Origin of the sequence: Glycomyces sp. NRRL B-16210 (assembly GCF_000719515.1) — a bacterium.
In the GTDB taxonomy this organism is placed as follows: Bacteria; Actinomycetota; Actinomycetes; order Mycobacteriales; family Micromonosporaceae; genus Glycomyces.
In genome coordinates this window covers 196,143-220,865 of sequence record NZ_JOGR01000005.1, presented here as the reverse complement: position 1 = coordinate 220,865, position 24,723 = coordinate 196,143, and the positions used below count along the sequence as shown (strand labels likewise).

The window sequence follows — 24,723 nt, the reverse complement described above, 5'->3', positions numbered from 1 at the left end:
CAAGCGGGCCTTTCCGTTCGACTTGCATGTGTGAAGCACGCCGCCAGCGTTCGTCCTGAGCCAGGATCAAACTCTCCAACAGGAGACAGCGACTTCAGTTGTGTCGAAGCATGCCCTGACCGATTTTCTACGGGACACCAAGCAAGTGCCCCAAGGAAAAGACAGTCAAAAACAGTACCAATCAAAACCAACCCGATACCTAGACCGAGCCAATCCGACCAGCCCGCACGCTGACCATCCAAACACCCTGTTGAGTTCTCAAACAACACGCCACGGCAAAGAGTCAATCCAATTGAGGATTTCGTTCTCCGCCGGAGCAACCCGAACAACATTACTAGTCTCGAATCGCGCTGTCCAACTCAGGGTCTTTGACCCTGGTCACATGCGATTGAGCCTCTATGGAGTCTCAGGTGATCCCCGCGCTTCGATCTCGGGCCGCGCCAGCGCTTGAAGCCTGTCGCGTGCCTCCGTGATCTCCGGACCTGCCTCGTTTTCCTCGGCTGTTCCGTTCCCCCGCGGGCAGAGACAAATATACACACCCTCGAAGGGGCCGAAACCAGGGGGGTCTCCCAAGGTCCGACGATACGCTTGACCTGGGGCGACGGCAAGTCCTTCGGGAGATCCGGCGGCAGCGCGGCGCGCCCGGGCGCCCTCGCGGACCGTCTACCGGTGCCAGCTCCGGCTGTTAGCCTGCGAGCGAAGGAACTCCGAGCAAAGGAGAAGGCATGTCAGTCACTCGCAACGCACGCACTCGCTGGACCGGCGGGCTCCAGGACGGCGGCGGCGTCACCAGCTTCGTCTCCTCCGGGCTGTCGGACGCACCGGTCACCTGGGCCTCGCGCGCCAACGACCCCGAAGGCAAGACCAGCCCCGAAGAGCTCATCGCGGCGGCTCACGCCTCCTGCTACTCGATGGCGCTCTCGGCCGGGCTGGGCAAGGCCGGCTACACGGCCGACGAGATCGTCACCGAGGCGGGCGTGGACTTCAAGCCGGGCACCGGGATCACCGGGATCGCCCTGTCGGTCCGGGCCGTGGTGCCGGGCATCGACAAGGACGAGTTCGACCAGATCGCGGCGGCGACCAAGGACGGCTGCCCGGTGAGCCAGGCGCTCAAGTCGGTCCCGATCTCCCTTGAGGCGACCCTGGGTTAGGGTCGTCACACTCGACTGAAAATTTCATATTCACGCACAGTGTGCGCGAAAGCATCGGGTGCACCATCCACGGCGGAAACGTCGCGGCGCGAACGCGGATCGAAGGTCCGCGGAAGCACGGTGAGCGTTGGTTTCGCGCACTTGTCTGTAACCAGGCCTGCCTGCCCAGTTGCATTCCGACAACGCTATGAGGAGGGAGTTCTCGTGACTGCTCCTGAAGACACCGGTAGGCGGTTCCAGGCCTACACCATCCGACATCTGGACAAGCTGCTCCAGCGAGCGCCGCTGACGGAGGAACAGCGGCTCCGTACGAGGGCCGTGGCGTCGGTCCTGCCGTTCCGGACGAACGCCTACGTGGTCGACGAGCTCATCGACTGGGACCGTCCGTTCGAGGACCCGATGTTCCGGCTGGTCTTCCCGCAGGAGGACATGCTGCCGGCCGAGGACGTCGACCACATCGCGGGCCTGCTCAAGGCCGAGGCCTCGAAGCAGGAGGTCACGGCCGCCGCGAATCAGATCCGGTTCAAGCTCAATCCGCATCCGGCCGGGCAGTTGCTGCTCAACATCCCCAAGGCCGGAGAGGAGTCCATCCCCGGTCTCCAGCACAAGTACCGCGAGACGGTGCTCTTCTTCCCGCAGCAGGGGCAGACCTGCCACGCGTACTGCACCTACTGCTTCCGGTGGGCGCAGTTCGTGGGGATCGCCGACCTCAAGATGGCGAACAACGACGTGGAGCAGTTGACCGGGTACGTGCGGGACCACCCGGAGGTGAGCAGCGTGCTGCTGACCGGCGGGGACCCGATGATCATGGGCGAGCCGGTGCTGCGGCGGTACATCGATCCGCTGCTGGAGATGGACCATGTGGAGTCGATCCGAATCGGGTCGAAGGCGCTGGCGTACTGGCCGCAGCGGTTCGTGTCGGACCCCGACGCGGACGACACGCTGCGGCTGTTCGAGCGGGTCGTGGACTCCGGGAGGAACCTGGCGTTCATGGCGCACTTCTCGCACCACAAGGAGCTCGACTCCGACATCGTGCGCGAGGCGGTGCGCCGCATCCGGTCCACGGGTGCGGTGATCCGGACCCAGGCGCCGATCATCCGCTCGATCAACGACGACGCGGACCAGTGGGCGGGGATGTGGCGGACCCAGCACAAGCTGGGGATGGTCCCGTACTACATGTTCGTGGAGCGCGACACCGGTCCGCAGGACTACTTCTCGGTCCCGCTGTGGCGGGCCTGGGAGATCTTCCGGGACGCGTTCAGCCGGGTTTCCGGCCTGTGCCGGACGGTGCGGGGTCCGTCGATGTCGGCCACGCCGGGCAAGGTCTCGGTGGACGGCGTCGTGCAGATCGGCGAGGAGAAGGTGTTCGCGCTGCGGATGCTCCAGGCGCGGGACCCCGCGATCGTGGGGCGCCCGTTCTACGCGAAGTTCGACGAGAACGCGGTGTGGATCGATGATCTGAAGCCGGCGTTCGCAGACAAGTTCCCGTTCGAGTAGGCACGGACCCGAGTCGGCCCGGGTTCCGTCCGTGACAGTTTCGAGCCGGAGTGGCGCAACGCCGCTCCGGCTCTTCGCGTCTCAGGCGGTGTGCAGCGCGAATCCGGTGGTGCCCTCGGGTTCGCGGCCGGGCAGGAGGCGTTTGCTCTCGTCGTAGTGCTCGGTCTGGGCGCGGTAGGCGATCGGCGGGGTCTCGGCGAGGGTTTCGAGGCGTTCGCGCAGGTGCTTGACGGTGTCGGTGTAGCCGGTCTCGCCGAGGACGTGGGCGCCGGTGACGACCACGGGCGGGAGGACCGCCATGCCGGTGTAGAAGAGGACGCCGTGCTGGACGGGGAAGAGCAGGTCGTTGATGTCGCCGTTGATGCCGCGGTCGGAGAGGTGGGAGTCGGCGGCGCCGGCGGTGACGACGACCATGGCGCGCTTGCCGGCGAGGGCGCCGTCGCCGTAGCGCTTCCAGGCGCGGGAGGTGCCGTAGCCGAAGCCGTTGGTGAGGACCCGGTCCATCCAGCCCTTCATGATGGCGGGCACCGTGAACCACCAGAGGGGGAACTGGAGGATGACGGTGTCGGCGGCGAGGAGGCGTTCGTGTTCGGCCTTGATGTCGGGGGCGAGCGAGTCGTTCTCCCAGGCCTCCCCCGCGGCGGCGATGAACGTCCCGCTCTCGGTGGGGCCGAAGTCGTCGTAGTCGGCGACGGCCTTCCATTCCATGGCGTAGAGGTCGGAGACGGTGACGGTGTGGCCGAGGCCTTCGAGGGCGCTGACGGCCTCGTCGCGCAGTGCGGCGTTGAGGGAGGCGCGGTGCGGGTGGGCGTAGACGATGTGGGTTCTCATGGGGACCATCGTGCGGGGGTTTCGCGGGGGCTACCAGACGTCTGTTCGACCTGGGGTCGTTCAACCCTAGGACTGACAGACCTGGGCACCGGGCCGCCGGCGCGGCGATACTTGCCGCGGAGGTTTGAGTGATGTCATCTGATGCGACCGGTGTGCACAAGCTCGACGACGTGGCGGACCTGGGGAAGTTCCTACAGGCGCGGCGCGCCAGGGTGAATCCGGCCGAGGTGGGGCTCCCCGAGGACGCGCGGCGGCGGGTGCCGGGGCTGCGACGGGAGGAGCTGGCGCTGCTGGCCGGGGTGAGCGTGGACTACTACACGCGCCTGGAGCAGGGCCGGGCGAAGCGGCCGTCCGATCAGGTGCTCGACGCCGTGGCGCGGGCGCTCAGGCTGGACGAGACGACGCGCGCCCACCTGCACCGGCTGGCGGGGAACTCGCGGCTGAGCCCGGTGCAGGCCGGCGCGGGCGTGCGGCCCTCGCTCCAGACGATGCTGGCGGCGATCGACGCGTTCCCGGCCTTGATCTTGAACCACCGGCAGGACGTGCTGGCGTCGAACCGGCTCGCGCGGCTGCTGTACGGGGGCTTCGGGTGGGACCTGGATTCGGGTCCGAACTTCGTGCGGCTGCTGTTCGACGACGACTCGCGGCCGCACTTCCCGGACTGGGAGCAGGTGTGCACCGGGGACTCGGTGGCGCAGCTGCGGAAGATGGCGGCGCTGTTCCCCGAGGACGGCGAGCTGACCTCGCTGATCGGGGAGCTGACGGTGCGGCACCGGTACTTCGCGGAGCTGTGGGCGCGGGCCGAGGTGCAGGACTGCAACATCGGCACGGTGCGGTTCGACCATCCGATGGTGGGCGTGCTGCAACTGGAGAAGGACCAGTTCCGGGTGGCGGACGGGTCGGGGCAGATGCTGGTGACGCTGACGGCCTCGCCGGGGACGGACGGGTACGAGAAGCTGGCGCTGCTGGGGGCGGACGGGTAGGCCCCGCCCGCCCCAGAGCGGCGGTCAGCGGATCGTGAGCCGGTCGATCACGCTGATCCAGTCGGCGGCGCCTCGGCCGGTCGCGGCGAGCTCGTCGAGGAGCCGCTTGGCCGGTTCGAGGAAGGCGGCACTGACGCCCTGCTCGCGGCTGGCCGTGATGAGCGAGGCGAGCGCCAGCCGGGTGAAGTCCACGTCCTGGCCGGGGGCCGGGTCGTAGTCGCCGCCGTCGATGACGGGGGCGAACTCCGCGGTGTGCGGGAGGACGGCGCCGAGCCAGGCGGTGACGTCCTTCGCGGTCTGGACGGCCGGGACGCCGACGGTGCGCATCATGGCGACGGCTTGGAGGAAGCCGCCGAACATCTGGTACATCGCCGTCAGGAGCGCCATGTCCTTGAGCGAGGCGAGCCCGGCGTCGGTGCCTTCGTATGAGGCGGTGCCGAGGGTTTCGAGCGCGGGCCTGGCGATCGCGTAGGCGTTCTCGTCCCCGGAGTAGAGCAGGAGCGACTCGGGGCCGCCGATCATCTCGGGGACGGCCATGATCGCGCCGTCGAGGTAAGTGAGGCCCTGCCCGGCGGCCCAGGCGGCGGTGTCGCGGGCCTCATTCGGCGTGGTGGTGGTCAGGTTGACGACGACCTTGCCTTCGAGGTCGGCGGCGACCGGTTCGAGGCGTTCGCGGACGCTGGCGTGGTCGAGCAGGACGACCAGGACGAGGTCGCTCGCGGCGGCCTCGCGGACGGTGGCGGCGACGGCCGAACCCGCGGCGCGGTGGGGTTCGGCCTTGGCGGCGGTGCGGTTCCAGACGGTGGTGGCGTAGCCGGACTCGCGGAGGCGGGCGGCGATGGCCGAGCCCATCGCGCCGAGTCCGAGGATGCTGACGGTGCCCTTGGGCATGGCGGTCTCCTTCATGGAGCGGTGGTCGGTGGAAGCGGACTAGGCGGTCTCGCCGCGGAAGATCCGGTAGACGGGGACGGGACGGCCGGTCTGCTCGCTCGCGTCGAGGGCACGCCGGTAGTAGCGCTGGACGGCGCGGGTGAGGTCGGCGTCGACGCCGACCTCCTCGGCCGTGTCGATGACGTGCTGGGCCCCGGCGTGCATCATCTCGAGGTTCGCCACGTCGCCCCAGCCGCCCTGCTTGACGGCCTCGGCGAAGTACCGCATGAAGTCGACGTCGCTCTCGGGGGACTCGGTCGCGAAGGCGACGAACCGGTCGATGTCGGCGCCGGAGGCCTCCACGATCGCCAGCGCCTGCTCGAAGGAGGCCAGGAACGCGTGGAACCGGGCGAGTGCGGCCTGGTAGTAGACCTGGGCGAGGCCGTGGTCCTCGCCGAGGTGGTGGGTGGCGGGGACGAGGGTCTCGAGGAGGTCGCGGTGGGCGTCGAAGAGCGGTTCGGGTCCGCTGACGTAGAGGCGGGAGGCGGTGTGCTGGAGGTCGTCGCTCTGGGTCATGTAGGCGCCGGTGAGGAAGTCGCCGCCTCGGGCGGTGACCCATGCGGCGCCTTTGCGGGTCTGTTCCGGGGAGTCCGAGGAGAGGTTGACGATGGTCTTGCCGGTGAGGTCGGCCGGTCCTTGTTCGAGGACGCCGTACATGGCGTCGTAGTGGATGAGGGAGAGCAGGATCGTGTCGCTCGCGGCGAGGGCCTCGGCGACGGTGTCGGCGGGTCGGGCGCCGAGTTCGGCGATGGCGTCGAGTTTGGGTCTGGTGCGGTTCCAGGCGGTGACGGGGTGTCCGGCGTCGAGGAGGACTTTGACGGTCGCTCGGCCCATGGGGCCGAGGCCGATGACGGTCACCGAAGGCTTGGTTTTCTCAGACATGTTGTGCCCCTTGCGAAGTGGTGGATTCTCGGTGGTGTTGACGAGGTCCATGTTCGCCGGGCCGGATAGGCTCTGCAAGACCGCACTTTCGGGTGGGGTTGCTTACTTCGAGGTTCGGAATATGGCCGGGAGGGGTCCGATGCGGGCGGTGGGTGACGCAGATCAAACGTGCGGGATGACGATCGCGATCGACGTGGTCGGCGGCAAGTGGAAGCTGCACCTGATGTGGGTGCTCGCCGAGGGGCCGGTCCGGTTCGGGCAGATCCGGCGCAAGCTGGACGGGGTGAGCGAGAAGGTGCTCGCGGAGAACCTGCGGCAGTTGGAGGCGAGCGGGGTGGTGCACCGCGAGCTGTTCCCGGAGGTGCCCCCGCGCGTGGAGTACTCGTTGACGGCGCTGGGGGTGTCGTTGAACGAGGCGCTGGCGCCGTTGGAGGCGTGGGGCGACGAGCACCGTGCGGCGTTGTCGCCGCGGCCGGGTGTGGCCGCCCGCTGAGTGCGCGTCTTAGATCGGCGGGGCCTCGCGGCGGCGGTATTCGCGGCCGTCGTCGGTGCGTTCGAGCAGGAGTTCGTCGATGAGGTCGCGGCGCAGTTGGAGCGGGTCGTCGTATTCGGTCGCCAGGGCGTCGGTGATCTCGCGTTCGGTGTAGACGCGGTCGAAGGCGAAGTGCCTGGCGGCGAGGTCGCGCAGGAGGGCGACTCTGGTGCGGCGGTTGACGGGGCGGGCGCTGATGCGGCCGTTGGCGTAGAGCGGGGCGATTTCGGGGGCGACGCCGGGCGGGGCGTCGGGCCTGGCGTCGCGGGCGGCCGCGGCGGCGTCGCGGAAGGCGTTCGGCGCGGCGCGGACCTTGCCGTCGTCGCGGATCACGAGGCCGGCTTCGAAGAGGCGGGTGAGGGCCCGTTCGGCGCGGGGGTGGCGCTCGTTGAGCTCGCCGACGGCGATGCCGGGTTCGGCGAGGACGATCTCGGCGAAGACCCGGAGGCGTTCGGGGTCGGCGAGGGCCTTGACGATGGTGTGGCTCGGTTCCGCGGATTGCACAGGCATGGGTTCAGAGTGGTGCACCCCTGTGGGGGCGGTCAACGGTTTTTGCGCTTCAGCGGCCCGGCTGGAGGGCGCGGAGGTAGGCGAGGTCGACGCCTTCGAGGGTCTGGAGGGGGCGGACGGGGAGGTCGTCGGGGAGGGCGACCTCGCTGGGGACGGCGAGGGTGACGGCGCCGGCGGCGAGGGCGGACATGACGCCGGAGGCGGAGTCCTCGATGACGACGCAGCGGGTGATGTCGACGCCGAGTTTCGCGGCGGTGGCGCGGTAGGGCTCGGGGTCGGGTTTGCGGTGGTCGACCTCGTCGCCGCAGACGGTGAGGTCGAAGTTGTGGCCGCCGATCTGGTCGATGATGACGTCGGCGAGTTCGCGCGGGGTGGAGGTGACCAGCGCGGTGGGCACGCCCGCGGCGCGGGATTCGAGGAGGAGTTCGCGCGCGCCGGGCTTCCAGTCGACGCCGTGGGCGAAGAGCTCCTTCATGCGGCGGCGCAGCCAGGCTTGGCGGTCGGGGGCTTCGGCGAGGGGGCGGCCGAGGCTTTCGAGGAGCATGAGGACCGAGGCGTCCTCGTTGGTGCCGACCATGCGGGCGCGCACGTCGGGGTCGAGGGCGCCGCCGAGGAGGGCGGCGAGTTCTTCGATGCCGGTGTCCCAGACGCGCTCGCTGTCGACGAGGGTGCCGTCCATGTCGAAGAGGACGGCTTGGGGGAACGCGGCTTCGGGCAGATCGGTCACGCGGTCAACAGTACGGGCGTCTCGGGTGCGGGGGCCGGTTTGCCGGGTCGTCGGCGAGCAGGCTCACACGGGTGGTGTCAGGCGAGGCCGGCGCGGTGGTGGCGGCGGCACAGGACGGTGTAGGAGTCCATGTCGCCGACTTCGACGAGGTCGCCGGAGAAGACCATGACGCCGTCGCGGACGCGGGCGTTGTGGGTGCCGCGGCGCCCGCACCAGCAGTTGACGGGGACAGGGAGCTCTTCGACGCGGTCGGCGAGTTCGATGAGGCGCTGGGAGGCGGGGAAGAGGCGGCCGAGGAAGTCGGTCTTGAGGCCGAAGGCGTAGACGTCGAGTTCGAGGCCGTCGACGGCGTCGGCGAGATGGTTGATCTGCTTGGGCGCTTCGAGGAACTGGACTTCGTCGACGATGACGTACGGGGGTTTTATGGCGGCGAGGTCGTCGTAGATGTCGAACCCGGGTTTGACCTCGCGGGCCTCGTGGCTGAGGCCGATGCGGCTGGAGACGACGCCTTCGCCGCCGCGGTCCATCGAGGTGTAGACGAGGCCCTCGCCGCCCAGGGAGTGGTGGTACTGGAGGGCGAGCGTGGACTTTCCCGCGTCCATGACGCCGAGGTAGGCGACGAGTTCGTGCGACATGGTCCTATCGTGCCGCCTCGGGCGGGCGCGCGTGTAGTCAGCTCGGGTCGCGGTGCCCGGCACCGCACCGGTGCCGGGCCACTGCCGCGGCTACTTGGCGTTGAAGTAGCTCGCTTCTGGGTGGTGGAGGACGATCGCGTCGGTGGACTGCTCCGGGTGGAGCTGGTCCCCTTCGGACAGTTCGACGCCGATGCGGTCGGCGCCGAGGAGGTCGACGAGGGTCGCGCGGTCGGCCAGCTCGGGGCAGGCGGGGTAGCCGAAGGAGTAGCGGCAGCCGCGGAAGTCGACGTCGAGGATGCCTGAGAGGTCGCCGGGGTCGGCGTCGCCGACGGTGCCGCCGCCGGGCAGGACCCATTCGCGCCGGATGCGGCGGTGCCAGTACTCGGCGAGCGATTCGGTCAGCTGCACGGTGAGCCCGTGGACTTCGAGGTAGTCGCGGTAGGCGTTGGCCTGGAAGAGCTCGTTGGTGTACTCGGAGACCTTGGAGCCCAAGGTGACCAGTTGCATGCCGAGCACGTCGAGCTGCTCGCCGTCCTTGGCGCGGAAGAAGTCCGCCAGGCACAGGCGCCGGCCTTGGCGCTGGCGCGGGAAGGTGAAGCGGGCCCGCTCGGAATGGCCGTTCTCGTCGAGGACGACGAGGGTGTTGCCCTCGGAGTAGACCGGCAGGTACCCGTAGACGACCTTCGCCTCGATGACGTTGTCGGTGGCGAGGCGGTCGAGCCAGTACCGCAGGCGGGGGCGGCCCTCGGTCTCGACCAGCTCCTCGTAGGAGGGGCCGTCGCCGCGGGCGGGCTTGAGGCCCCACTGGCCGAGGAAGGTGGCGCGCTCGTCGAGCATCGAGGCGTACTCGGCCAGCGCGATGCCCTTGACGACGCGGGAGCCGTGGAAGGGCGGGACCGGGATCGCCACGTCGGTGGCGACGTCGGAGCGCACGGAGGTGTCATCGAGGTCGGGGAGGGTCTCGGCGACGAGGGTGGCCTGCTTGGCGCGGCGCTCGCGGCGTTTGGCGATCTTGGCCTCGCGCTCGGGGTCGACGAGGGTGACGCCGGTGCGGCGGGCGGTCATGACGCGGTCCATGAGGGCGAGGCCCTCGAAGGCGTCGCGGGCGTAGTGGACCTGGCCGCCTTCGAACATCTCGCGGAGGTCGTCCTCGACGTAGGCGCGGGTGAGGGCGGCGCCGCCGAGGAGGACCGGCCAGCGCCGGTGGAGGCTGCGGGCCATCATCTCGGCGAGGTTGTCCTTCATGATGACCGTGGACTTGACCAGGAGGCCGCTCATGCCGATGACGTCGGCGTCGTGCTGCTCGGCGGCGTCGAGGATGGCGTTGATGGGCTGCTTGATGCCGAGGTTGACGACGGTGTAGCCGTTGTTGGACAGGATGATGTCGACGAGGTTCTTGCCGATGTCGTGAACGTCGCCGCGGACGGTGGCGAGGACGATGGTGCCCTTGTCGGTGGTGTCGGCCTTGTCCATGTGGGGTTCGAGGTGGGCGACGGCGAACTTCATGGCCTCGGCGGACTGGAGGACGAAGGGGAGCTGCATCTGGCCGGCGCCGAAGCGGTCGCCGACGACCTTCATGCCTTCGAGGAGGTGGTCGTTGATGATCTCCAGGGGGCGCTTGCCGCCGCCGAGGGCCTCGTCGAGGTCGGTGTCGAGGCCGTTCTTGTCGCCGTCGATGATGCGCTGGGCGAGGCGTTCGCCGAGCGGGAGGGCGGCGAGGGCTTCGGCGCGGGCCTCCTTGGTGCCGGCGAGGCTGACGCCGTCGAAGATCTCGATGAGCTTCTGGAGCGGGTCGTAGTCCTCGCCGCGGCGGTCGTAGACCATGTCGAGGGCGACCTGCTTGTGCTCCTCGGGGATGGAGGCCATGGGCAGGATCTTGGTGGCGTGGACGATGGCGCTGGTCAGGCCCGCTTCGACGCATTCGTGGAGGAACACGGAGTTGAGGACCTGGCGGGCGGCGGGGTTGAGGCCGAAGGAGATGTTGGAGACGCCGAGGGTGAAGTTGACGCCGGGGTAGAGGCGGGCGATCTCGCCGATGGCGGCGATGGTCTCCAGGCCGTCACGGCGGGTCTCCTCCTGGCCGGTGGAGATGGGGAAGGTGAGGGCGTCGACGAAGATGTCCTCGACCTTCATGCCCCAGGTGCCGGTGAGGTCGTCGATGAGGCGCGCGGCGACGCGGACCTTCCAGTCGCGGTCGCGAGCCTGGCCCTCCTCGTCGATGCAGAGGGCGACGACGCCGGCGCCGTGCTCGGCGACGAGGGGCATCATGCGCTGGTAGCGGGAGTTGGGGCCGTCGCCGTCCTCGAAGTTGACGGAGTTGACGATGCATTTGCCGCCGAGAGCGTCGAGGCCGGCTTCGACCACGTTCGGCTCGGTGGAGTCGAGCATGATCGGGAGCGTGGAGGCGGTGGCGAAGCGGGAGGCGAGGACCCTCATGTCCTCGGCGCCGTCGCGGCCGACGTAGTCGACGCACAGGTCGAGCAGGTGGGAGCCGCCGCCGGCCTGCTCGCGGGCGATCTCGACGCAGCGGTCGTAGTCGGCGGCGAGCATGGCGTCGCGGAAGGCCTTGGAGCCGTTGGCGTTGGTGCGCTCGCCGACGTTGAGGATCGAGGCGTCCTGGAGGTAGGGCACGTGGTGGTAGGAGGAGGAGACGCCCGGTTCGAGGACGGGGGTGCGCTCCTTCGGTCTGGCCATGTTCTCGGGGGCGCCGCCGAGGCGTTCGCGGACGGCGCGGATGTGCTCGGGGGTGGTGCCGCAGCAGCCGCCGACGAGGCCGACGCCGTAGTTCTCGACGAAGTCCTGGTGGGCGTCGGCGAGTTCTTCGGGGGTGAGCGGGTAGAGCGCGCCGTTGGGGCCGAGCGTGGGGAGTCCGGCGTTGGGCATGACGGAGATGGGGACCGGGGAGTGGCGCGAGAGGTAGCGCAGGTGCTCGCTCATCTCGGCGGGGCCGGTGGCGCAGTTGAGGCCGATGACGTCGATGCCGAGGGCCGCGAGGCTGGTCAGGGCCGCGCCGATCTCGCCGCCGACGAGCATGGTGCCGGTGGTCTCGACGGTGACCTGGGCGATGATCGGCACGTTCGTGCCGAGGGCGGCGTTGGCGCGTTTGGCGCCGATGACGGCGGCCTTGGCCTGGAGGAGGTCCTGGGCGGTCTCGACCAGGAGCGCGTCGGCGCCGCCTTCGATGAGCCCGGCCGAACACGCCTCGTAGTGGTCCCTCAAGAGCGCGAAGGGCGCGTGGCCGAGGGTGGGCAGGCGGGTGCCGCCGCCCATGGAGCCGAGGACGAAGCGGGGCCACTCGGGGGTGGCGTACTCGTCGGCCTTCTGGCGGGCGAGCGCGGCGGCGGCGCGGGCGAGTTCGCGGGCGCGCTCGGCGATGCCGTATTCGACGAGGCCGCCGTAGTTGGCGTTGAAGCTGTTGGTTTCGACGCAGTCGGCCCCGGCCGCGAGGTAGGCGTCGTGGATGCCCAGGACGATGTCGGGGCGGGTCAGGCAGAGGATGTCGGAGAGGCCCTCGTGGCCGTCGTAGTCCTCCATGGTCGGGTCGTAGGCCTGGAGCATCGTGCCCATGCCCCCGTCGGCGATCACGACGCGGCGGCTGAGGACATCGAGGAACAGGCTCTGCGTAGACACGCGATCCAGGGTACTTCCGAGTGCCGCGAAGTGGGAAGCTCGTTTCACAGGTTGGGCACCGTGTCAGGCGAAGATCACACCGGGACGAATAGGATGCCGGCATGGAAGCACTCCTCGTACCGGTCGTCGTCGCCGTGGCCGTCTACGTCCTGTACTGGACGATCCGCTACGCGGTGCGCCACGCGTTGAAAGACGCCGACGAAAGGCGTTCGAAGGGAGACGGCGGCGGGCGTAGCATCGAACCGTAAGCCCTCCCCGCGAAAGGACCTCCTCGATGGACACCGCCGACGCTCGCACGTGGACCGAAGTGACCGACCCCGCGAAGCTGCGCGAGATCGTCGGCGAGCCGATGTCCCGTGCGGCCGAGAAGGAGCGGTTCCGGCTCCACCCCAGAGACCGTGAGTGGCTGGCGGCCTCCCCGTACGTGGTCGTGGCGACCACCGACGCCGAGGGGAACTGCGACGCCTCCCCCAAGGGCGACCCGCCCGGGATCGTGCACGTGCTCGACGACACCACGATCGCCATTCCCGAGCGCAAGGGCAACCGGCGCGTCGACGGCTACATGAACGTGCTCGCGAACCCGCACGTGGGCCTGCTGTCGGTCCTCCCCGGACGCCGCGAGACGCTGCGGATCAACGGGCGCGCCCGAGTGGTCTCGGACGCGCCCTTCTTCGAGGACATGATCGTCAAGGGCCACAAGCCGATCCTCGCGCTCGTGGTCGAGATCGACACGATCTTCTACCACTGCGGCAAGGCCGCGATGCGCTCCGGCATCTGGAGCCCGGAGACGTGGAGGCCCGACACGCTGCCCTCGCAGGCGCAGCTGGTCAAGGAGACCCAGGTGGTCGCGGAGACCGTGGAGCAGCTTGAGCAGCACTACGGCACGACCTACGAGAAAGGCCTCTACTGAGCCTTGCCCGCGTCGGCCTTGAGCCGTTCGATCGACTCGTCGTCGCAGTTGGTCCAGAACTCCCCCACCACGTCCTCGAGGCGCTCCATGGAGCCGGCGTCGAAAAGCTTGTCCTGGTAGTGGGTGATGTCGTAGTCGATGGTGCCCATGGTGACCAGGTCGAGCGGCAGGATCGTCATGTCGCGGAACTCGTCGATCTCCCCGTATGAGGAGAGGATGCCCGCGCCGTAGGCCTTGAGGCCGTCGCTCTCGCTCATGACCCCGAATTCGAGGGTGAACCAGAAGACACGGGAGACGAACTCGAGCGCCTCCTCAGAGTGCACGCGGCGGGCCGCCTCCCCCGCGGCCCGGTACAGCGCGGCGAAGCGCGGGGCCGCGAGGGCGTTGGCGTGGCCGATCACCTCATGGATCACGTCGGGTTCGGGCGTGTACAGCGGCACCGAGTGGTGGCGGATGTACTGCGTCGCGTGGAACTTCCCGTCCGAGAGCACCCCGTAGAACTCGCGCAGCGGCACGAGCCCGGCCGCGGGCAGATAGCTGAAGCCGGTGAGCGGGGCGAGGGCCTCGGAGACCTCGGCGAGCTGCGGGATGTGGTCGGCGGGGAGCTTCAGCCGCTCGGCGCCCTCCAGATACTCGGCGGTGGCCAGGGCCTGGTGCTTGACCGCGAGTTCGGCACTGACCAGCCGCCAGATCTCGTGCTCGGTGTCGGTGTAGGCGACGCTCGGCATGGGTCGGCCGGGCTCCCACTCCAGTGCGAGGGCCGCGATGGCGTTGCGCCGCTCGCGGTACTCGGGGTCGGCGAAGCCCGGGTGGTTCTCACCCAGTTCGACGACGACCGCGCCGTCCGCGTCGGTGTTGACCGGCGCGAAGTACTGTCCTTCTTCAAACATGCCTCCAGTCCACCAGGTGGGACGCGGCCTGTCAACGAGGTCGGGACATCAGTGGAAGCGGAGTTTCGCGGGCGTCTCGGCGGGGGCGGATTTGCCCAGGAAGGCGCGCCTTTTCGCGTCGAAGCCGTGGCGGTCGTCGAAGAAGTCGCGGGCCATCTCGGCCAGCTCGATCGTCCGGTAGTACGACAGCGGGCGGGCCTCGGCGCGGCGGCGGGCCTTGGCGGCGAACATGCGCCCGCGCACGGCCGGGTCGCTGTAGCCGATGGCGACCGCGCGCAGCCAGCGCTGGAACTCGTCCCAGTCGCGGGGCCCGACCGCGCCGATGAGGCCCAGGTCCGCGGCCTCGGCGGCGGAGATCGGGAGCTTCTCGCCCAGGAGGCGGGCCGCGACGGAGGCGCCGACGCGGTCGGCGACGGTCCAGGTGTGCAGCTCGGAGCCGAAGATGCCCATGTCGTAGTAGGGGTTGAGGACGGTGCCGTGGCGGGCGACGGTGACGTCGGCGCACAGGGCGGCCATGACGCCGCCGGCGCCGGCGTTGGCCGAGAACGCGGCGACGGTGAGCTGATCGGCGCGGGCGAGGGCCGTGCAGAGGTCGTCGATCGCGTTGATGTTGGCCCAGGCCTCGGCGGCGGGGTCGGGCGAGGCGTCGATGACGCCGAGGTGGATGCCGTTGGAGAAGGCGTGCTCGGTGCCGGTGACGACGAGGATGCGGGTGTCCTCGGTGAGGGCCTTCTCGACCGCGGCGGTGAGGCGGCGGCACTGCTCGGTGTGCATGGCGCCGTTGTAGGAGCGGATCGAGAGGTAGCCGATGTCGCCTTCGCGGCGGTAGACCGACTCGGCGATGGCCTCGGGGGCGGGCATGAAGGGGACGCCTTCGGCGTCGATGACCATCGTGGCCGGGAGTTTGGGGCCCCGCCGCTTGTCGAGGCGGGCGGCGTAACCGACCCACAGGAGGCCTTCGCCGGTGGCGAAGGCGATCTGGTCGCCGTCGCGGCCGACGATCGCGCCGGGTTCGGCGCCTTCGTGCGCGGCGCCGGGGACGGCGGTGGCGTCGAAGAGGCAGTAGGTCCGCCCGTGCAGTTCGGCGGGGGCGCCCGGGGCGCCGTCGGCGGCGGCGATGCGGCGGGCCAGGTCGGCGGCCGGGGCGTGCCAGTCGAGCGCGAACGCCGCGCGGCGCAGCAGCGGCAGCTCCCCGGTGCCGGCGATGGTGCGCGGGTGGTGCTCGACGGGGGTCGGGGCCTCGCCGGCGGCGACCTTGCGGACGGTGGCCTCGACGCACGCCATCGCGGCGTCGGCGACGCGGCCGTTGTAGAGGGCGCTCTTCGTGATCCCGGCCGGGACCTCGAATTCGGCGGTGGCCCAGACGGGTCCGGCGTCCATCTCCTCGACCGCCGAGAGGGCGGTGACGCCCCAGCGGGGGCTCTGGCCGAGCAGGGCGTGGTCGAGTGAGGAGGGCCCGCGGTCGCCGACCGGTCCGGGGTGGACGATGACGGTGGTCCAGCGTTGCCAGACCGCTTCGGGGACCCGGTGCTTGAGGAACGGGCAGAGGATCAGGTCGGGGTCGACCCGTTCGACCGCTTCGGTCAGCGACTGCGGGGCGCTGTGGGCCGGGGCCAGCTCGACGCCGACCTCGTGCCCCTGCTCGCGCAGGGCGCACCAGACTCGCTGGGTGAGGCCGTTGAATGCGGACACCAGCAGCAGGATCTTCAATTCGACTCCAGGGGAATGGGGAGTCGGCCACGCTCGGTGATGAGCGTACCGAAACTCGGCAATTCGCACAATCAGCGCGTGCAGTCTATGCCGAGGATTCCTCCGATCGTGTCGCGGGCGAGGGTCGGCGCCGAGGGGTCCTCGCCGCCGTGGGCGAGGGTTTCGTTGGCCCAGGCATCAACTGCCGCAAGGGCACCGGGAGTATCAAGATCATCGGCGAGGCGCTCGCGGACGGCGGTGAGGACCGCCCCGGCGGGCACGGCGAGTTCGCGCTCGACCGCGGCGCGCCACCGGCCCAGGCGCAGTTCGGCCTCGGCCAGCGCGGCGGCGCTCCACTGGCGGTCGGCGCGGTAGTGCTGGGCGAGGAGGGCGAGGCGGACGGCGGCGGGGTCGACGCCTTCGGCGCGGAGTTTGGAGACGAACACGAGGTTGCCGAGGGACTTGGACATCTTCTCGCCGTCGAGGCCGATCATGCCGGTGTGGACGTAGGCGCGGGCGAACGGGTGCTCGCCGGTGAGGGACTCGGCGTGGGCCGCCGAGAGCTCGTGGTGGGGGTAGATGAGGTCGTTGCCGCCGCCTTGGACGTCGATGGCGGCCCCGAGGTGGTCGAGGGCGATGCAGGCGCACTCGATGTGCCAGCCGGGGCGGCCGGGGCCGACCGGGGACTCCCACGCGGGCTCGCCGTCGCGGGGGGCGTTCCACAGGATCGGGTCGAGCGGGTCGCGCTTGCCTTCGCGGTCGGGGTCGCCGCCGCGTTCGCGGGCGTAGCGGAGCATGGTCTCGCGGTCGTAGCGCGAGGCGGAGCCGAAGTTCGGGTCGGCCTCGACGGCGTAGTAGACGTCGCCCGACTCATGGCGGTAGGCCGCGCCCTTGTCGAGCAGTTCGGCGACGGCCTTGCCGACCGAGGGGATGGACTCGACGGCGCCGACGTAGTGGCGCGGCGGCAGCACCCGCAGGGCGACCATGTCCTCGCGGTAGAGCGCGGTCTCGCGCAGGCCCAGGACCTGCCAGTCGGTGCCGTCGCGTTCGGCCCTTTCGAAGAGCGGCTCGTCAACGTCGGTGACGTTCTGGACGTAGTGGACGTCCAGGCCCTGGTCGAGCCAGTAGCGGTGGACGAGGTCGAAGGTGACCATCGTGGCCGCGTGGCCCAGATGCGTGGCGTCGTAGGGGGTGATGCCGCACACGTACATCGTGGCGCGCTCGGCGCCGGGCCGGACCGTCTCGCGCAGCCCCGCAGAGGCGGTGTCGTGCAGGCGGAGGGCCGGGCCGTGGCCGGGCAGGGCGGGTACCGAAGGTGCGGTCCAGGATTCCATGCCCGCGATCATATTTCGAATTCCGGCCGTCCGGCCAGCACCGCGAAAGCGGGCCCGCATCGCGTTGGGGCGCACCTGAGGCTCCTACACGAGGGTCGCTCGATGTACCTTGTGTGCTCATGGAACGCCGACCACTTGGACGCAGCGGCATCGAAGTCTCCTCTCTGGGCCTGGGAACGATGACGTGGACCACCGACGAGGCCGGCCTGGAGGATGCCGCCGCGCAGCTCCAGACCTTCGTCGAGGCCGGCGGCACGCTCGTCGACACCGCCGACGTCTTCGGGCAGGGCGCGGCCGAAGCGGTGATCGGCCAGCTCATCGGGAAGATCGCCGCGCGCTCGGAGCTGCACATCGCCACGAAGGCGGGCGTGCGCACCGACGGGGCGCCGCGCAAGCGGGACACCTCGCGCGGGTGGCTGATGCGCTCGCTCGAGGGATCGCTGCGGCGGCTGGGAACCGACTACATCGACCTGTGGATCCTGCACGTCTACGACCCGGACACGCCGCTGGAGGAGACCATGTCGGTCCTCGACGGCGCGGTGTCGAGCGGGAAGGTCCGGTACGTGGGCCTCTCCAACCACACCGGGTGGCAGACCGCGCGCGCGTACGCGTGGCAGGCCGCCTGGCCCGGGCGGACCCCGATCGTGGCGAGCCAGGTGGAGTACTCGCTGCTCCAGCGGGGCGTCGAGCGGGAGGTGCTGCCCGCGTGCCTGGCGATGGAGCTGGGGATGCTCGCATGGTCGCCGCTGGGCCGGGGGGTGCTGACGGGCAAGTACCGGTTCGGGCGGCCCGCCGACTCGCGCGCGGCCTCGGCGCAGTGGTCGCGATTCGCGGCGGCGTACTTGGACGAGCGGTCGGCGGGGATCGTGGAGGCGTGCGCGACGGCAGCCGAAGGGCTCGGGGTGAGTCCCCTGGAGGTGGCGCTGGCGTGGGTGCGGGACCAGCCGGGGGTGGCCTCGGCGATCGTGGGAGCGCGCAACGCGACGCAGTTGCGGGCCTCGCTGGCGACCGAGCAGCTGTTTCTGCCGCCGGAGATCCGGCTGGCGCTCGACGACGTGTCGGCGCCGACGGTGGGGTACCCGGAGAGCTATTGAGGGGGCGGGCCATAGGCCCGCCCCGTAATCGCAGTGGTCAGCCTTCGCTCTCGCCCATCTTGGCGATCCACTCGTCGACGCGGCGCTCGCCTTCCTTGAGAGGGATGTCCTCGACACGGGTCATGATGGCCCAGCGCCGACCGAACGGGTCGGCGATCGAGCCGTACAGGTCGCCGGTGAGGAAGACGGACGGCTCCTCGCGCACGGTCGCCCCCGCTTCGACCGCTTTCGCGAAGACCGCGTTGCAGTCGGGTACGTAGAGGACGAGCGAGGAGGTGATCCGCTCGGGATCGGGCACCTCCATGCCGAAGCCCTCGTTCGGGTCGCCGAGTTGGAGGATCGAGTCGCCGATCTGGATCTCGGCGTGCCAGACCGTGCCGTCCGGGCCGGTGTTGCGGGTGCGTTCGACGGCGCCGAAGACCTGGGTGTACCAGTCGATGGCCTTGGCGGCCTCCTTGACGACGATGAACGGCGTGATCGAGTGATAGCCGTCGGGAATCGGGTTGACGCTGGTTTCGCTCATGGGCCCAGTCTCGTCGGCCCGCCGCCGCTGCGCTTGTAAAAAAGCGACGTACCCCCGATCTACGATCGTGGGCATGACGGGACCGACCGCGAGCGACAAGGGCATGCTGCGGCCGCAGGAGGCGGCGCGGCACATCGACCTGCGGCGATACCCGGTCGGCGGGCCGCTGGGGACGTACGTCGAGCGGTACTGGTCGGTGCACTGGGACCTGCCGGAGGGGGCCTCGTACGAGTCGGTGGTGATCCCGCACCCGTGCGTGAACCTGAGCTTCATGCCAGGACTGGGCCCGGAGGTGCACGGGCCAGGGATGGCGGTCTCGCGACATCCGCTGACAGGCGCGGGGCGGGTGTTCGGGGCGAAGTTCCGCCCGGGCGGGTTCACGGCGTTCACGGGGATCGACGCGGCCGCGTTCGCCGACTGGGTCGCGGGAGCGGCGACGGTGTTCGGGAGCCCGGTCGAGGAACTGAACGCGGTCGTGATGGGCGGCGGCGACGAAGCGGTGGCAGCGGCCGTGACACGGTTCCTGAGCGCGCGGATGCCCGAGCGGGTGGACGAGCGCTACGAGGAGCTGCTGCGGATCGTGGCGGCGATGCTGGAGGATCGCGGCATCACACGGGTGGACCAAGTCACCGCGCGGTTCTTCACGACCCCCAAGCGCTTGCAGCGGTTGTTCCAGGCGTACATCGGGCTCGGCCCGAAGACGCTGCTGAGCCGGTACCGGCTCCACGACGCGGCCGACCGCCTCGCGGCCGACGCGGAAGTGGACCTGGCCGGACTGGCCGCCGAGCTCGGATGGTCCGACCAGGCCCACTTCACGCACGACTTCAAGAACGTCATCGGTTACCCGCCGTCCGAGTACGCTGTCCAATGCGCCTCGGCCGCAAGGGAACTGGTCATCGCCCGCCGGTGACGGCGCCATCGATCGAGTCCGCCGAGACGGTGTAGTGCCGCCCTGCCCGCCGGGGAAGGGCCGCTCGATGTGATCGGCGCGGACGGCGGCTCTCTCGCTGACCGGGTGGCCGTTGCGTTCGCCGTAGTCGCACTCCCGCAGACGCGGGTCCTGCCGTTGCGGGCCTGGATTGCGGTGCTCTTGCCGGTCCACCGGCCCGCGACGCCGTCCCCTTGGGCGACCGGGTATGTCGGTGTGACTTTCAGGACCTGTTCGGCGGTGGTTGGGAGGGAACGGGCGGCTGAGATACAGAAATGTCCGCGGGTGCCGCTGCCCCGAGGTCGAGGCCGTGTACGAGTCGGAGTGCAAGGGCCGTGCGGTCGCGGGCGCCGAACTTGCGCAGCAGCGCGGAGACGGTGTTCTTCACGGTGCCATGGGCAAACTTCAGGCGTTCGGCGATCTGCGCGTTGGGGAGCCCGAGCGCGACGAGTTCGGCCACGGCGAGTTCGGTCGCCGACAAGTGCGGCATCGCGGGATCGGGGGCGGGGGAGCGGAACGCCGCGCGGGCGACACGCGGGTCGATGACGAGTCCGCCCCGCACGACCTGCCTGATGGCTTCGCTCAGCGCCTCGGTCGAGATGTCCTTGAGCAGGAAGCCCGCGGCGCCCGCCTCGAGGATCGCGCGCACCAGACGCGCGTCGTCGAAGGTGGTGAGCACCAGCACCGGCAGACCCGGATGGTCCCTCCCGCACCGCTCGACGAGCCCCATGCCGTCGAGCTCCGGCATCCGCGCATCGGCGAGCACGACATCGGGTGCCAGCGCGGGAATCGCGGCGAGCGCGCGCAGTCCGTGCTCGGCCTCGCCGACCACTTCGATGTCCTCTTCGGTCTCTAGGAGCATGCGCAGTCCGCGGCGCAGTAGCTCCTGGTCGTCAACGACGAGAACGCGGATGCCGTTCATGCCGCGACGGTCCGCTCGCAGTGCGCGGGCAGCGCGATCTTCAGGAGAAACCCTGTGGGGGCGGGCGCGGCGTGGAGGGAGCCGCCGAGCGATTCGGCTCGCGCCCGGAGGGACCGCAGCCCGAAGCCGTCCGAGGCGGGCGCCGCCGGGAGCCTGCCGAGGTCTTCGATCGAGGCTTCGATGCCGTCCTGTTGAACGGCGACATTGAGGTCCACGCGGCCGGCGTCCGCGTGCCTGACGACGTTCGTCAGTCCTTCTTGGATGAAACGTACGAGGAGCACGGAGTGTTCGTGCGAGAGCTCGCGCACGCCGTCGACGGTGACGCGGATGTCGAGACCGCTGGAGCGGAAGGCGTCGGCGATCGCGCTGAAGGCGTCGGTGCCGCGGAGAGTGGCCAGCTCGACAGGGTGCATGGCGCGCACGACGGTGCGCATGGCTTCGAGCGCTTCGCTCACCGAGGCTCGTGCCCGCGCCAGCTCCGACCAGGCGCGTTCAGGATCGCGGTCGCGCATGCGCTGCATGTATTCGAGCGACAGTCCGATGGCCGTCAACCGATGGCCGAGTCCATCGTGGAGGTCGCGGGCGGTGCGGGCGCGTTCTTCGGCGAGCGCGAGATCCTGTTCGGTGCCGAGCCGGCGCTGGAGCTCGTCGTTCGCGTGTTTCAGGCTCGCAAGTGTCGCTTCGCGTTCGGCGCTGAGCAGTGCGCGTTCGCGTTCGACACGGTCGGCATCGTCCAGCACGAGTGCGAAGGCGGTGCCGAAGCCGGCGAGCACGCCGGTGAAGACGCTCTCGATCAGGCTCGTCTGCCAAGAGCTGCCCGTCGCGGCGTGGAGCGCGAAGGCTGTGAGGCTGAGGGCCGCCGTGTAGTAGAGCGCCACCCTCCCCCCGAAGCTGCGAGCGAGCGCCAGGCACGCCACCCAGGCGGCGCCGAACGCGAGCGGACCGCCGCCGAGGATGAGCACGACCGACGCGAAGACGGCGAACGCGATCGCCGCGGCACTCTGGAGCCGCGGCGCCCGCCGCCACACGATCCATGCCGCGACGGTCGCGGCGATCGCGGCGGACATGGTCCAGGTGAACAACTCGGGCTGCGGTTCCGCGACTATCGCGAGGACGGGCCCGGTGAGCCCGATCCCGACGGTGCCGTCCAGGAACGCGGAGCGGCGCGAGGTGGGCTCAGACATTGATCCAGGGTAGGCAGGTCGCAGGTCGTGCGGCGATGACCGGAGTCACGAATTCCCGCTGTCCGGTCGTAACTCCGGTAATCACTCCCGATGACCTTGGGGCCCAGGACGATCGAATTCTTCGGCTTAGCGTTCCAGGTATGAACCACACTCAAGTACAGTCCCGGCCGGTCCTCGAAACGCCGCCGCCCGAGCCGCGGCTCGGACTCGGCCCGGTGGGCATCGCCGTGCGCGCCGTCGTCGCGGTGGGCGTCCTCTTCGGTGCGAACTTCCTCGTCGCGGGTCTGTTCGCGCTCCTCATGGCCGTACCGGGGCTTGAGGGGTCGCTGACGGAGAACCCTCTGGCGGCGACGGTCGCGTCAGTGCTCCTGCACGCGTGCGTGCTCACCGTCACGGTGGTCGCAGTGCGGACGTGGATGCGGCTCGTCGAACGGCGCGACCTGCGCGACGCGGGCTGGCGGTGGACGCGGCACTCGGCCGGGTGGCTGCTGCTCGCGATCCTCGTCGCGGGCGGCCTGGTCGTCGCGGCGATCGCCGTGCTCCCCGCGACGGGGCCAGTCTCGACGGAGGCGGACGTCAACTCCGCTTCGATACTCGCCTTCGGGCTTATCGGGATCGTCTCGCAGGCGTTCCTGTTGCAGGCGATCCCCGAGGAACTGCTCTACCGCGGCTGGCTGCTCTCGACCATGCGCACGCGCCCTGTTCTCGCGATCGCGGTGACGACGCTGACGTTCACCGTCATCCACCTCGCCTCCAACGGCGGCCAGACCTCCTTCGCGGAACAGCTGATTTACCTCGCCCTGCCGTTCGGCTTCTCCCTGCTGGCGGTCGGCATGCAACTGTGGACCGGCTCGCTTTGGGCCGCGATCGGGGTACACGGTGGCTTCCACCTCGGCAACACCGCGGCGATGCTGCTCCTTCCGCAAGTGGACCCAGTGCGGTCCTGGATCGTGATCGGCGCCCTCCACTCCATCGTCGGCACCGTCCTCATCGTCACGGCGCTACGCCGCGGCCGGCACGTCGGCCCGGGCCGTTGAAGCCTGATCCGTGAACCCTGACTGCTTCTGCCCGGGTGCCGGCGCGCTCTACGGGGCTCTTATGCGGTGATCGATCCCGAGTGCATTTGCAGGTGGCGGCCCTCGAAGGAGCCACGGAGGCGGCGGTCGTGGCTTACCAGGACCACTGTTCCGGTGTAGATCGCCAGGGCTTGCTGGAGTTCTTCGGCGAGTACCGGGGACAGGTGGTTGGTCGGTTCGTCCAACAGCAGTACATCGACCGGCCTCGACACGAGCCTTGCGAGTTCCAGGCGGCGGCGCTGGCCTGTGGACAACGCCGAGACCGGAACCCCGAACTGCTCGGGGTCGAAGAGTCCCAGCGCGAACAGGGCTTCGGCGTGTTCCTCCAAGGTGCCGACTCGTCCTTCCGCGAAGGCCCGCAGCACCGAGGCTCGGGCCGAGCCGGGGCCGGCGATCTGGCGCAGGTGGCCTACCGCTCCACGGCGCTCGACCTCGCCTTCGTCGGGTTCCAGTTCTCCGGCCAGGACCCGCATCAGCGTGGTCTTGCCCGCGCCGTTCGGTCCGGTCACCAGGACCCTTTCGCCTTGGGCCACCTTGAGTTCCGGGATATTGAGACGGTCGCCGACTCTGACTTCCCTGAGGTGCAGCGCGGGTCCCTCCGCACTCGCTTCCTCGCCCGCGCTCGCGGTGGCGAGATTCGGCTCGAAACGGAGCGGTTCTGGCGGCGGCGCGACCGGGTTGGCATGGAGGCGTTCGAGCTGCTGCTTGGCCACTTTGATCCGGCTCTGCGCGCCGTGGCTGCGGCTGCGGGTTCGGAAGGCTCCGGTGGACATGTTCGCCATCGGGAGCTTGCGCGGGATCGCGCTCGCTCGGGCGGCGTTGTGGTCCAGGATGCCCTCTTGGCGCTCGACTTCAGCGTGCCACCGCTCATAGGCCGCCTGGGCCTGCTGGCGTTCGGTCGCCTTCGCGGCCAGGTAGCCCGCGTAGCCGTTGCCGTAGCGGCGGGCCTTGCGGTCCGCCACTTCGATCATGGTGGTGGTGACCGCTTCGAGGAACGCCCGGTCGTGGGTGACCGCAACGACCGTGCCCGACCAGTCGCGGAGTTCGGCTTCGAGCCAGGCCACCGCTTCGTCGTCGAGGTCGTTGGACGGCTCGTCGAGCAGCAGGAGCGCCGGCCGCGAAGCGAGGGTCGCGGCGAGCATGAGCCGCGAGCGCTCGCCTCCTGAGAGGGTCCCCAGAAGGCGGGAGCGGTCGAGTCCGGGCAGGCCGAGGGCGGACAGGGCCAGGTCGACGCGGTGGTCGGCGTCCCAGCCTTCACGGGCTTCGAAGCGGGCGGTGAGATCGGCATAGGCCTCGGCGGCCTTCGGGTCGTCGGTCAGCGCGTGCTCGGCCTCGCGCATGGCGGCCTCGATCTCGCGGAGGTCGGCCAGCGCGAGGTCGATCGCGTCGGCGACGGTCCGGTCCTCGGGCAGGTCGAGCTGCTGCGGCAGGTACCCGACGCCGCCGGGTGAGGCGACGGTGAGTTCGCCGTTGTCGGGTTCCTCGACCTTCGCGAGGAGCCTGAGCAGGGTGGACTTGCCGGAGCCGTTGTCGCCGACGACGCCGAGGCGTTCGCCGGGTTTGAGGGCGAAGGTGATGCGGTCGAGGACGAGGTTGGCGCCGTAGCGCTTGGTGACGTCCACTAGGGAGAGTTGGGCGTGGCGGAGCACTGGCGCCTCCAGAGAGCAGTCGTGACGAGGGTATTGCGGGGCGGCGGCGCGCATGGCGGGAAGTGCGGACTTCGTGGTTCGCGATGCGCGCCCTGTGGGTCGGTGCGGAGCGGTGCTCGACGCGGGGACCCGGCTGCTTCTAGAGGAAGATCAACATCGCTGTCGATGGTAGCGGCGGCGGCAGTGCGGTGTCCAGGGCGGATGCGGGCCCTCGCG

23 protein-coding genes and 1 rRNA gene are annotated in these 24,723 nt (G+C 69.9%); 9 read left to right on the top strand and 15 right to left on the bottom strand.

The features are described from left to right. Nucleotides 1–82: ribosomal RNA gene (locus IF12_RS0108900) — 16S ribosomal RNA — on the bottom strand; the annotation flags it as partial. 643 nt (nucleotides 83–725) lie between these two features. On the opposite strand from IF12_RS0108900, the gene IF12_RS0108895 reads away from it, so the two are divergent. Next, entirely contained in the window at nucleotides 726–1,151 is a 426-nt protein-coding gene (locus IF12_RS0108895) for an OsmC family peroxiredoxin (protein ID WP_030157051.1), read from the top strand. A gap of 204 nt (nucleotides 1,152–1,355) precedes the next feature. Then, entirely contained in the window at nucleotides 1,356–2,648 is a 1,293-nt protein-coding gene (locus IF12_RS0108890; protein ID WP_030157049.1) for a KamA family radical SAM protein, read from the top strand. A gap of 81 nt (nucleotides 2,649–2,729) precedes the next feature. Here the strand turns inward: IF12_RS0108890 and IF12_RS0108885 are convergent, their stop codons facing one another. Then, nucleotides 2,730–3,479, bottom strand: a complete 750-nt coding sequence (locus tag IF12_RS0108885; protein ID WP_030157047.1) for an NAD(P)H-dependent oxidoreductase — start codon at nucleotides 3,477–3,479, stop codon at nucleotides 2,730–2,732. A gap of 131 nt (nucleotides 3,480–3,610) precedes the next feature. Here IF12_RS0108885 and IF12_RS0108880 point away from each other — a divergent pair, with 131 nt between their 5' ends. Next, the gene (locus tag IF12_RS0108880; protein WP_197034657.1) at nucleotides 3,611–4,462 is read left to right on the top strand and encodes a helix-turn-helix transcriptional regulator; all 852 of its coding nucleotides are present in this window, start codon (nucleotides 3,611–3,613) and stop codon (nucleotides 4,460–4,462) included. A 24-nt stretch (nucleotides 4,463–4,486) separates the two neighbouring features. Here IF12_RS0108880 and IF12_RS0108875 read toward each other — a convergent pair whose 3' ends face one another. Both IF12_RS0108875 and IF12_RS0108870 read right to left on the bottom strand, forming a co-directional pair. After that, nucleotides 4,487–5,368 (bottom strand): NAD(P)-dependent oxidoreductase, encoded by an 882-nt coding sequence (locus tag IF12_RS0108875; protein ID WP_081913418.1) that lies wholly within the window; start codon nucleotides 5,366–5,368, stop codon nucleotides 4,487–4,489. A 24-nt stretch (nucleotides 5,369–5,392) separates the two neighbouring features. Then, nucleotides 5,393–6,274: an NAD(P)-dependent oxidoreductase gene (locus tag IF12_RS0108870; RefSeq protein ID WP_030157043.1), complete on the bottom strand. Its 882-nt coding sequence runs from the start codon at nucleotides 6,272–6,274 to the stop codon at nucleotides 5,393–5,395. A 139-nt stretch (nucleotides 6,275–6,413) separates the two neighbouring features. Here IF12_RS0108870 and IF12_RS0108865 point away from each other — a divergent pair, with 139 nt between their 5' ends. After that, entirely contained in the window at nucleotides 6,414–6,767 is a 354-nt protein-coding gene (locus IF12_RS0108865; protein WP_030157042.1) for a helix-turn-helix domain-containing protein, read from the top strand. Nucleotides 6,768–6,776: 9 nt separating this feature from the next. On the opposite strand, the gene IF12_RS0108860 is transcribed toward IF12_RS0108865, so the two are convergent. The 4 genes from IF12_RS0108860 to metH form a co-directional block, all read right to left on the bottom strand. Continuing rightward, a complete protein-coding gene (locus tag IF12_RS0108860) occupies nucleotides 6,777–7,316 on the bottom strand; it encodes a DUF2087 domain-containing protein (RefSeq protein WP_035748707.1) in 540 nt (179 codons plus the stop codon). Nucleotides 7,317–7,365: 49 nt separating this feature from the next. Further along, nucleotides 7,366–8,043: an HAD family phosphatase gene (locus IF12_RS0108855; protein WP_030157040.1), complete on the bottom strand. Its 678-nt coding sequence runs from the start codon at nucleotides 8,041–8,043 to the stop codon at nucleotides 7,366–7,368. 77 nt (nucleotides 8,044–8,120) lie between these two features. Then, nucleotides 8,121–8,678, bottom strand: a complete 558-nt coding sequence (locus tag IF12_RS0108850; RefSeq protein ID WP_030157039.1) for a thymidine kinase — start codon at nucleotides 8,676–8,678, stop codon at nucleotides 8,121–8,123. A 90-nt stretch (nucleotides 8,679–8,768) separates the two neighbouring features. Then, nucleotides 8,769–12,308 (bottom strand): methionine synthase, encoded by a 3,540-nt coding sequence (metH, locus tag IF12_RS0108845; RefSeq protein ID WP_231492460.1) that lies wholly within the window; start codon nucleotides 12,306–12,308, stop codon nucleotides 8,769–8,771. A gap of 101 nt (nucleotides 12,309–12,409) precedes the next feature. Here metH and IF12_RS25540 point away from each other — a divergent pair, with 101 nt between their 5' ends. Together IF12_RS25540 and IF12_RS0108835 are read left to right on the top strand one after the other, a co-directional pair. Beyond that, complete coding sequence (locus IF12_RS25540; RefSeq protein WP_156036817.1) at nucleotides 12,410–12,556, top strand: hypothetical protein; 147 nt, start codon at nucleotides 12,410–12,412, stop codon at nucleotides 12,554–12,556. Between the two features lie 26 nt (nucleotides 12,557–12,582). After that, nucleotides 12,583–13,218, top strand: coding sequence for a pyridoxamine 5'-phosphate oxidase family protein (locus tag IF12_RS0108835; protein WP_030157037.1), 636 nt, complete (start codon nucleotides 12,583–12,585; stop codon nucleotides 13,216–13,218). Here the strand turns inward: IF12_RS0108835 and IF12_RS0108830 are convergent. The 3 genes from IF12_RS0108830 to mshC form a co-directional block, all read right to left on the bottom strand. Next, the gene (locus IF12_RS0108830; protein WP_030157036.1) at nucleotides 13,212–14,108 is read right to left on the bottom strand and encodes a phenylalanine 4-monooxygenase; all 897 of its coding nucleotides are present in this window, start codon (nucleotides 14,106–14,108) and stop codon (nucleotides 13,212–13,214) included. The genes IF12_RS0108835 and IF12_RS0108830 overlap by 7 nt on opposite strands. Before the next feature lie 48 nt (nucleotides 14,109–14,156). After that, nucleotides 14,157–15,818, bottom strand: a complete 1,662-nt coding sequence (locus IF12_RS0108825; protein ID WP_030157035.1) for an enoyl-CoA hydratase-related protein — start codon at nucleotides 15,816–15,818, stop codon at nucleotides 14,157–14,159. 71 nt (nucleotides 15,819–15,889) lie between these two features. Beyond that, nucleotides 15,890–17,131 (bottom strand): cysteine--1-D-myo-inosityl 2-amino-2-deoxy-alpha-D-glucopyranoside ligase, encoded by a 1,242-nt coding sequence (gene mshC, locus IF12_RS0108820; protein ID WP_030157034.1) that lies wholly within the window; start codon nucleotides 17,129–17,131, stop codon nucleotides 15,890–15,892. Nucleotides 17,132–17,250: 119 nt separating this feature from the next. Between mshC and IF12_RS0108815 the strand changes: the two genes are divergently transcribed. Then, on the top strand, nucleotides 17,251–18,225 hold the full coding sequence (locus IF12_RS0108815; protein WP_030157031.1) for an aldo/keto reductase: 975 nt from the start codon (nucleotides 17,251–17,253) through the stop codon (nucleotides 18,223–18,225). A gap of 37 nt (nucleotides 18,226–18,262) precedes the next feature. On the opposite strand, the gene IF12_RS0108810 is transcribed toward IF12_RS0108815, so the two are convergent. Continuing rightward, entirely contained in the window at nucleotides 18,263–18,748 is a 486-nt protein-coding gene (locus IF12_RS0108810; protein ID WP_030157028.1) for a glyoxalase/bleomycin resistance/extradiol dioxygenase family protein, read from the bottom strand. Nucleotides 18,749–18,821: 73 nt separating this feature from the next. Between IF12_RS0108810 and IF12_RS0108805 the strand changes: the two genes are divergently transcribed. Then, nucleotides 18,822–19,658: a helix-turn-helix domain-containing protein gene (locus IF12_RS0108805; RefSeq protein ID WP_030157025.1), complete on the top strand. Its 837-nt coding sequence runs from the start codon at nucleotides 18,822–18,824 to the stop codon at nucleotides 19,656–19,658. Between the two features lie 241 nt (nucleotides 19,659–19,899). On the opposite strand, the gene IF12_RS0108800 is transcribed toward IF12_RS0108805, so the two are convergent. Continuing rightward, entirely contained in the window at nucleotides 19,900–20,598 is a 699-nt protein-coding gene (locus tag IF12_RS0108800) for a response regulator transcription factor (RefSeq protein WP_081913417.1), read from the bottom strand. Next, a complete protein-coding gene (locus IF12_RS23910; protein WP_051704150.1) occupies nucleotides 20,595–21,782 on the bottom strand; it encodes a sensor histidine kinase in 1,188 nt (395 codons plus the stop codon). The genes IF12_RS0108800 and IF12_RS23910 overlap by 4 nt, the downstream gene beginning before the upstream one ends. 140 nt (nucleotides 21,783–21,922) lie before the next feature. Between IF12_RS23910 and IF12_RS23905 the strand changes: the two genes are divergently transcribed. Further along, nucleotides 21,923–22,819 carry a CPBP family intramembrane glutamic endopeptidase gene (locus IF12_RS23905; RefSeq protein ID WP_051704149.1) on the top strand — a complete coding sequence of 299 codons (897 nt, stop codon included), beginning with the start codon at nucleotides 21,923–21,925 and terminating at the stop codon, nucleotides 22,817–22,819. Nucleotides 22,820–22,878: 59 nt separating this feature from the next. Here the strand turns inward: IF12_RS23905 and abc-f are convergent, their stop codons facing one another. After that, the gene (abc-f, locus tag IF12_RS0108785; protein WP_081913415.1) at nucleotides 22,879–24,561 is read right to left on the bottom strand and encodes a ribosomal protection-like ABC-F family protein; all 1,683 of its coding nucleotides are present in this window, start codon (nucleotides 24,559–24,561) and stop codon (nucleotides 22,879–22,881) included. Nucleotides 24,562–24,723 lie beyond the last annotated feature (162 nt).

What these genes read in the sequence shown, in the direction of transcription:
- IF12_RS0108895 (WP_030157051.1), top strand. Translation starts at nt 726, where the DNA reads ATGTCAGTCACTCGCAACGCACGCACTCGCTGGACCGGCGGGCTCCAG.
- IF12_RS0108885 (WP_030157047.1), bottom strand. Translation starts at nt 3,479, where the DNA reads ATGAGAACCCACATCGTCTACGCCCACCCGCACCGCGCCTCCCTCAAC.
- IF12_RS0108880 (WP_197034657.1), top strand. Translation starts at nt 3,611, where the DNA reads ATGTCATCTGATGCGACCGGTGTGCACAAGCTCGACGACGTGGCGGAC.
- IF12_RS0108875 (WP_081913418.1), bottom strand. Translation starts at nt 5,368, where the DNA reads ATGAAGGAGACCGCCATGCCCAAGGGCACCGTCAGCATCCTCGGACTC.
- IF12_RS0108870 (WP_030157043.1), bottom strand. Translation starts at nt 6,274, where the DNA reads ATGTCTGAGAAAACCAAGCCTTCGGTGACCGTCATCGGCCTCGGCCCC.
- IF12_RS0108865 (WP_030157042.1), top strand. Translation starts at nt 6,414, where the DNA reads ATGCGGGCGGTGGGTGACGCAGATCAAACGTGCGGGATGACGATCGCG.
- IF12_RS0108860 (WP_035748707.1), bottom strand. Translation starts at nt 7,316, where the DNA reads ATGCCTGTGCAATCCGCGGAACCGAGCCACACCATCGTCAAGGCCCTC.
- IF12_RS0108850 (WP_030157039.1), bottom strand. Translation starts at nt 8,678, where the DNA reads ATGTCGCACGAACTCGTCGCCTACCTCGGCGTCATGGACGCGGGAAAG.
- IF12_RS25540 (WP_156036817.1), top strand. Translation starts at nt 12,410, where the DNA reads ATGGAAGCACTCCTCGTACCGGTCGTCGTCGCCGTGGCCGTCTACGTC.
- IF12_RS0108835 (WP_030157037.1), top strand. Translation starts at nt 12,583, where the DNA reads ATGGACACCGCCGACGCTCGCACGTGGACCGAAGTGACCGACCCCGCG.
- IF12_RS0108830 (WP_030157036.1), bottom strand. Translation starts at nt 14,108, where the DNA reads ATGTTTGAAGAAGGACAGTACTTCGCGCCGGTCAACACCGACGCGGAC.
- mshC (WP_030157034.1), bottom strand. Translation starts at nt 17,131, where the DNA reads ATGGAATCCTGGACCGCACCTTCGGTACCCGCCCTGCCCGGCCACGGC.
- IF12_RS0108815 (WP_030157031.1), top strand. Translation starts at nt 17,251, where the DNA reads ATGGAACGCCGACCACTTGGACGCAGCGGCATCGAAGTCTCCTCTCTG.
- IF12_RS0108810 (WP_030157028.1), bottom strand. Translation starts at nt 18,748, where the DNA reads ATGAGCGAAACCAGCGTCAACCCGATTCCCGACGGCTATCACTCGATC.
- IF12_RS0108805 (WP_030157025.1), top strand. Translation starts at nt 18,822, where the DNA reads ATGACGGGACCGACCGCGAGCGACAAGGGCATGCTGCGGCCGCAGGAG.
- IF12_RS0108800 (WP_081913417.1), bottom strand. Translation starts at nt 20,598, where the DNA reads ATGAACGGCATCCGCGTTCTCGTCGTTGACGACCAGGAGCTACTGCGC.
- IF12_RS23910 (WP_051704150.1), bottom strand. Translation starts at nt 21,782, where the DNA reads ATGTCTGAGCCCACCTCGCGCCGCTCCGCGTTCCTGGACGGCACCGTC.
- IF12_RS23905 (WP_051704149.1), top strand. Translation starts at nt 21,923, where the DNA reads ATGAACCACACTCAAGTACAGTCCCGGCCGGTCCTCGAAACGCCGCCG.
- abc-f (WP_081913415.1), bottom strand. Translation starts at nt 24,561, where the DNA reads ATGCGCGCCGCCGCCCCGCAATACCCTCGTCACGACTGCTCTCTGGAG.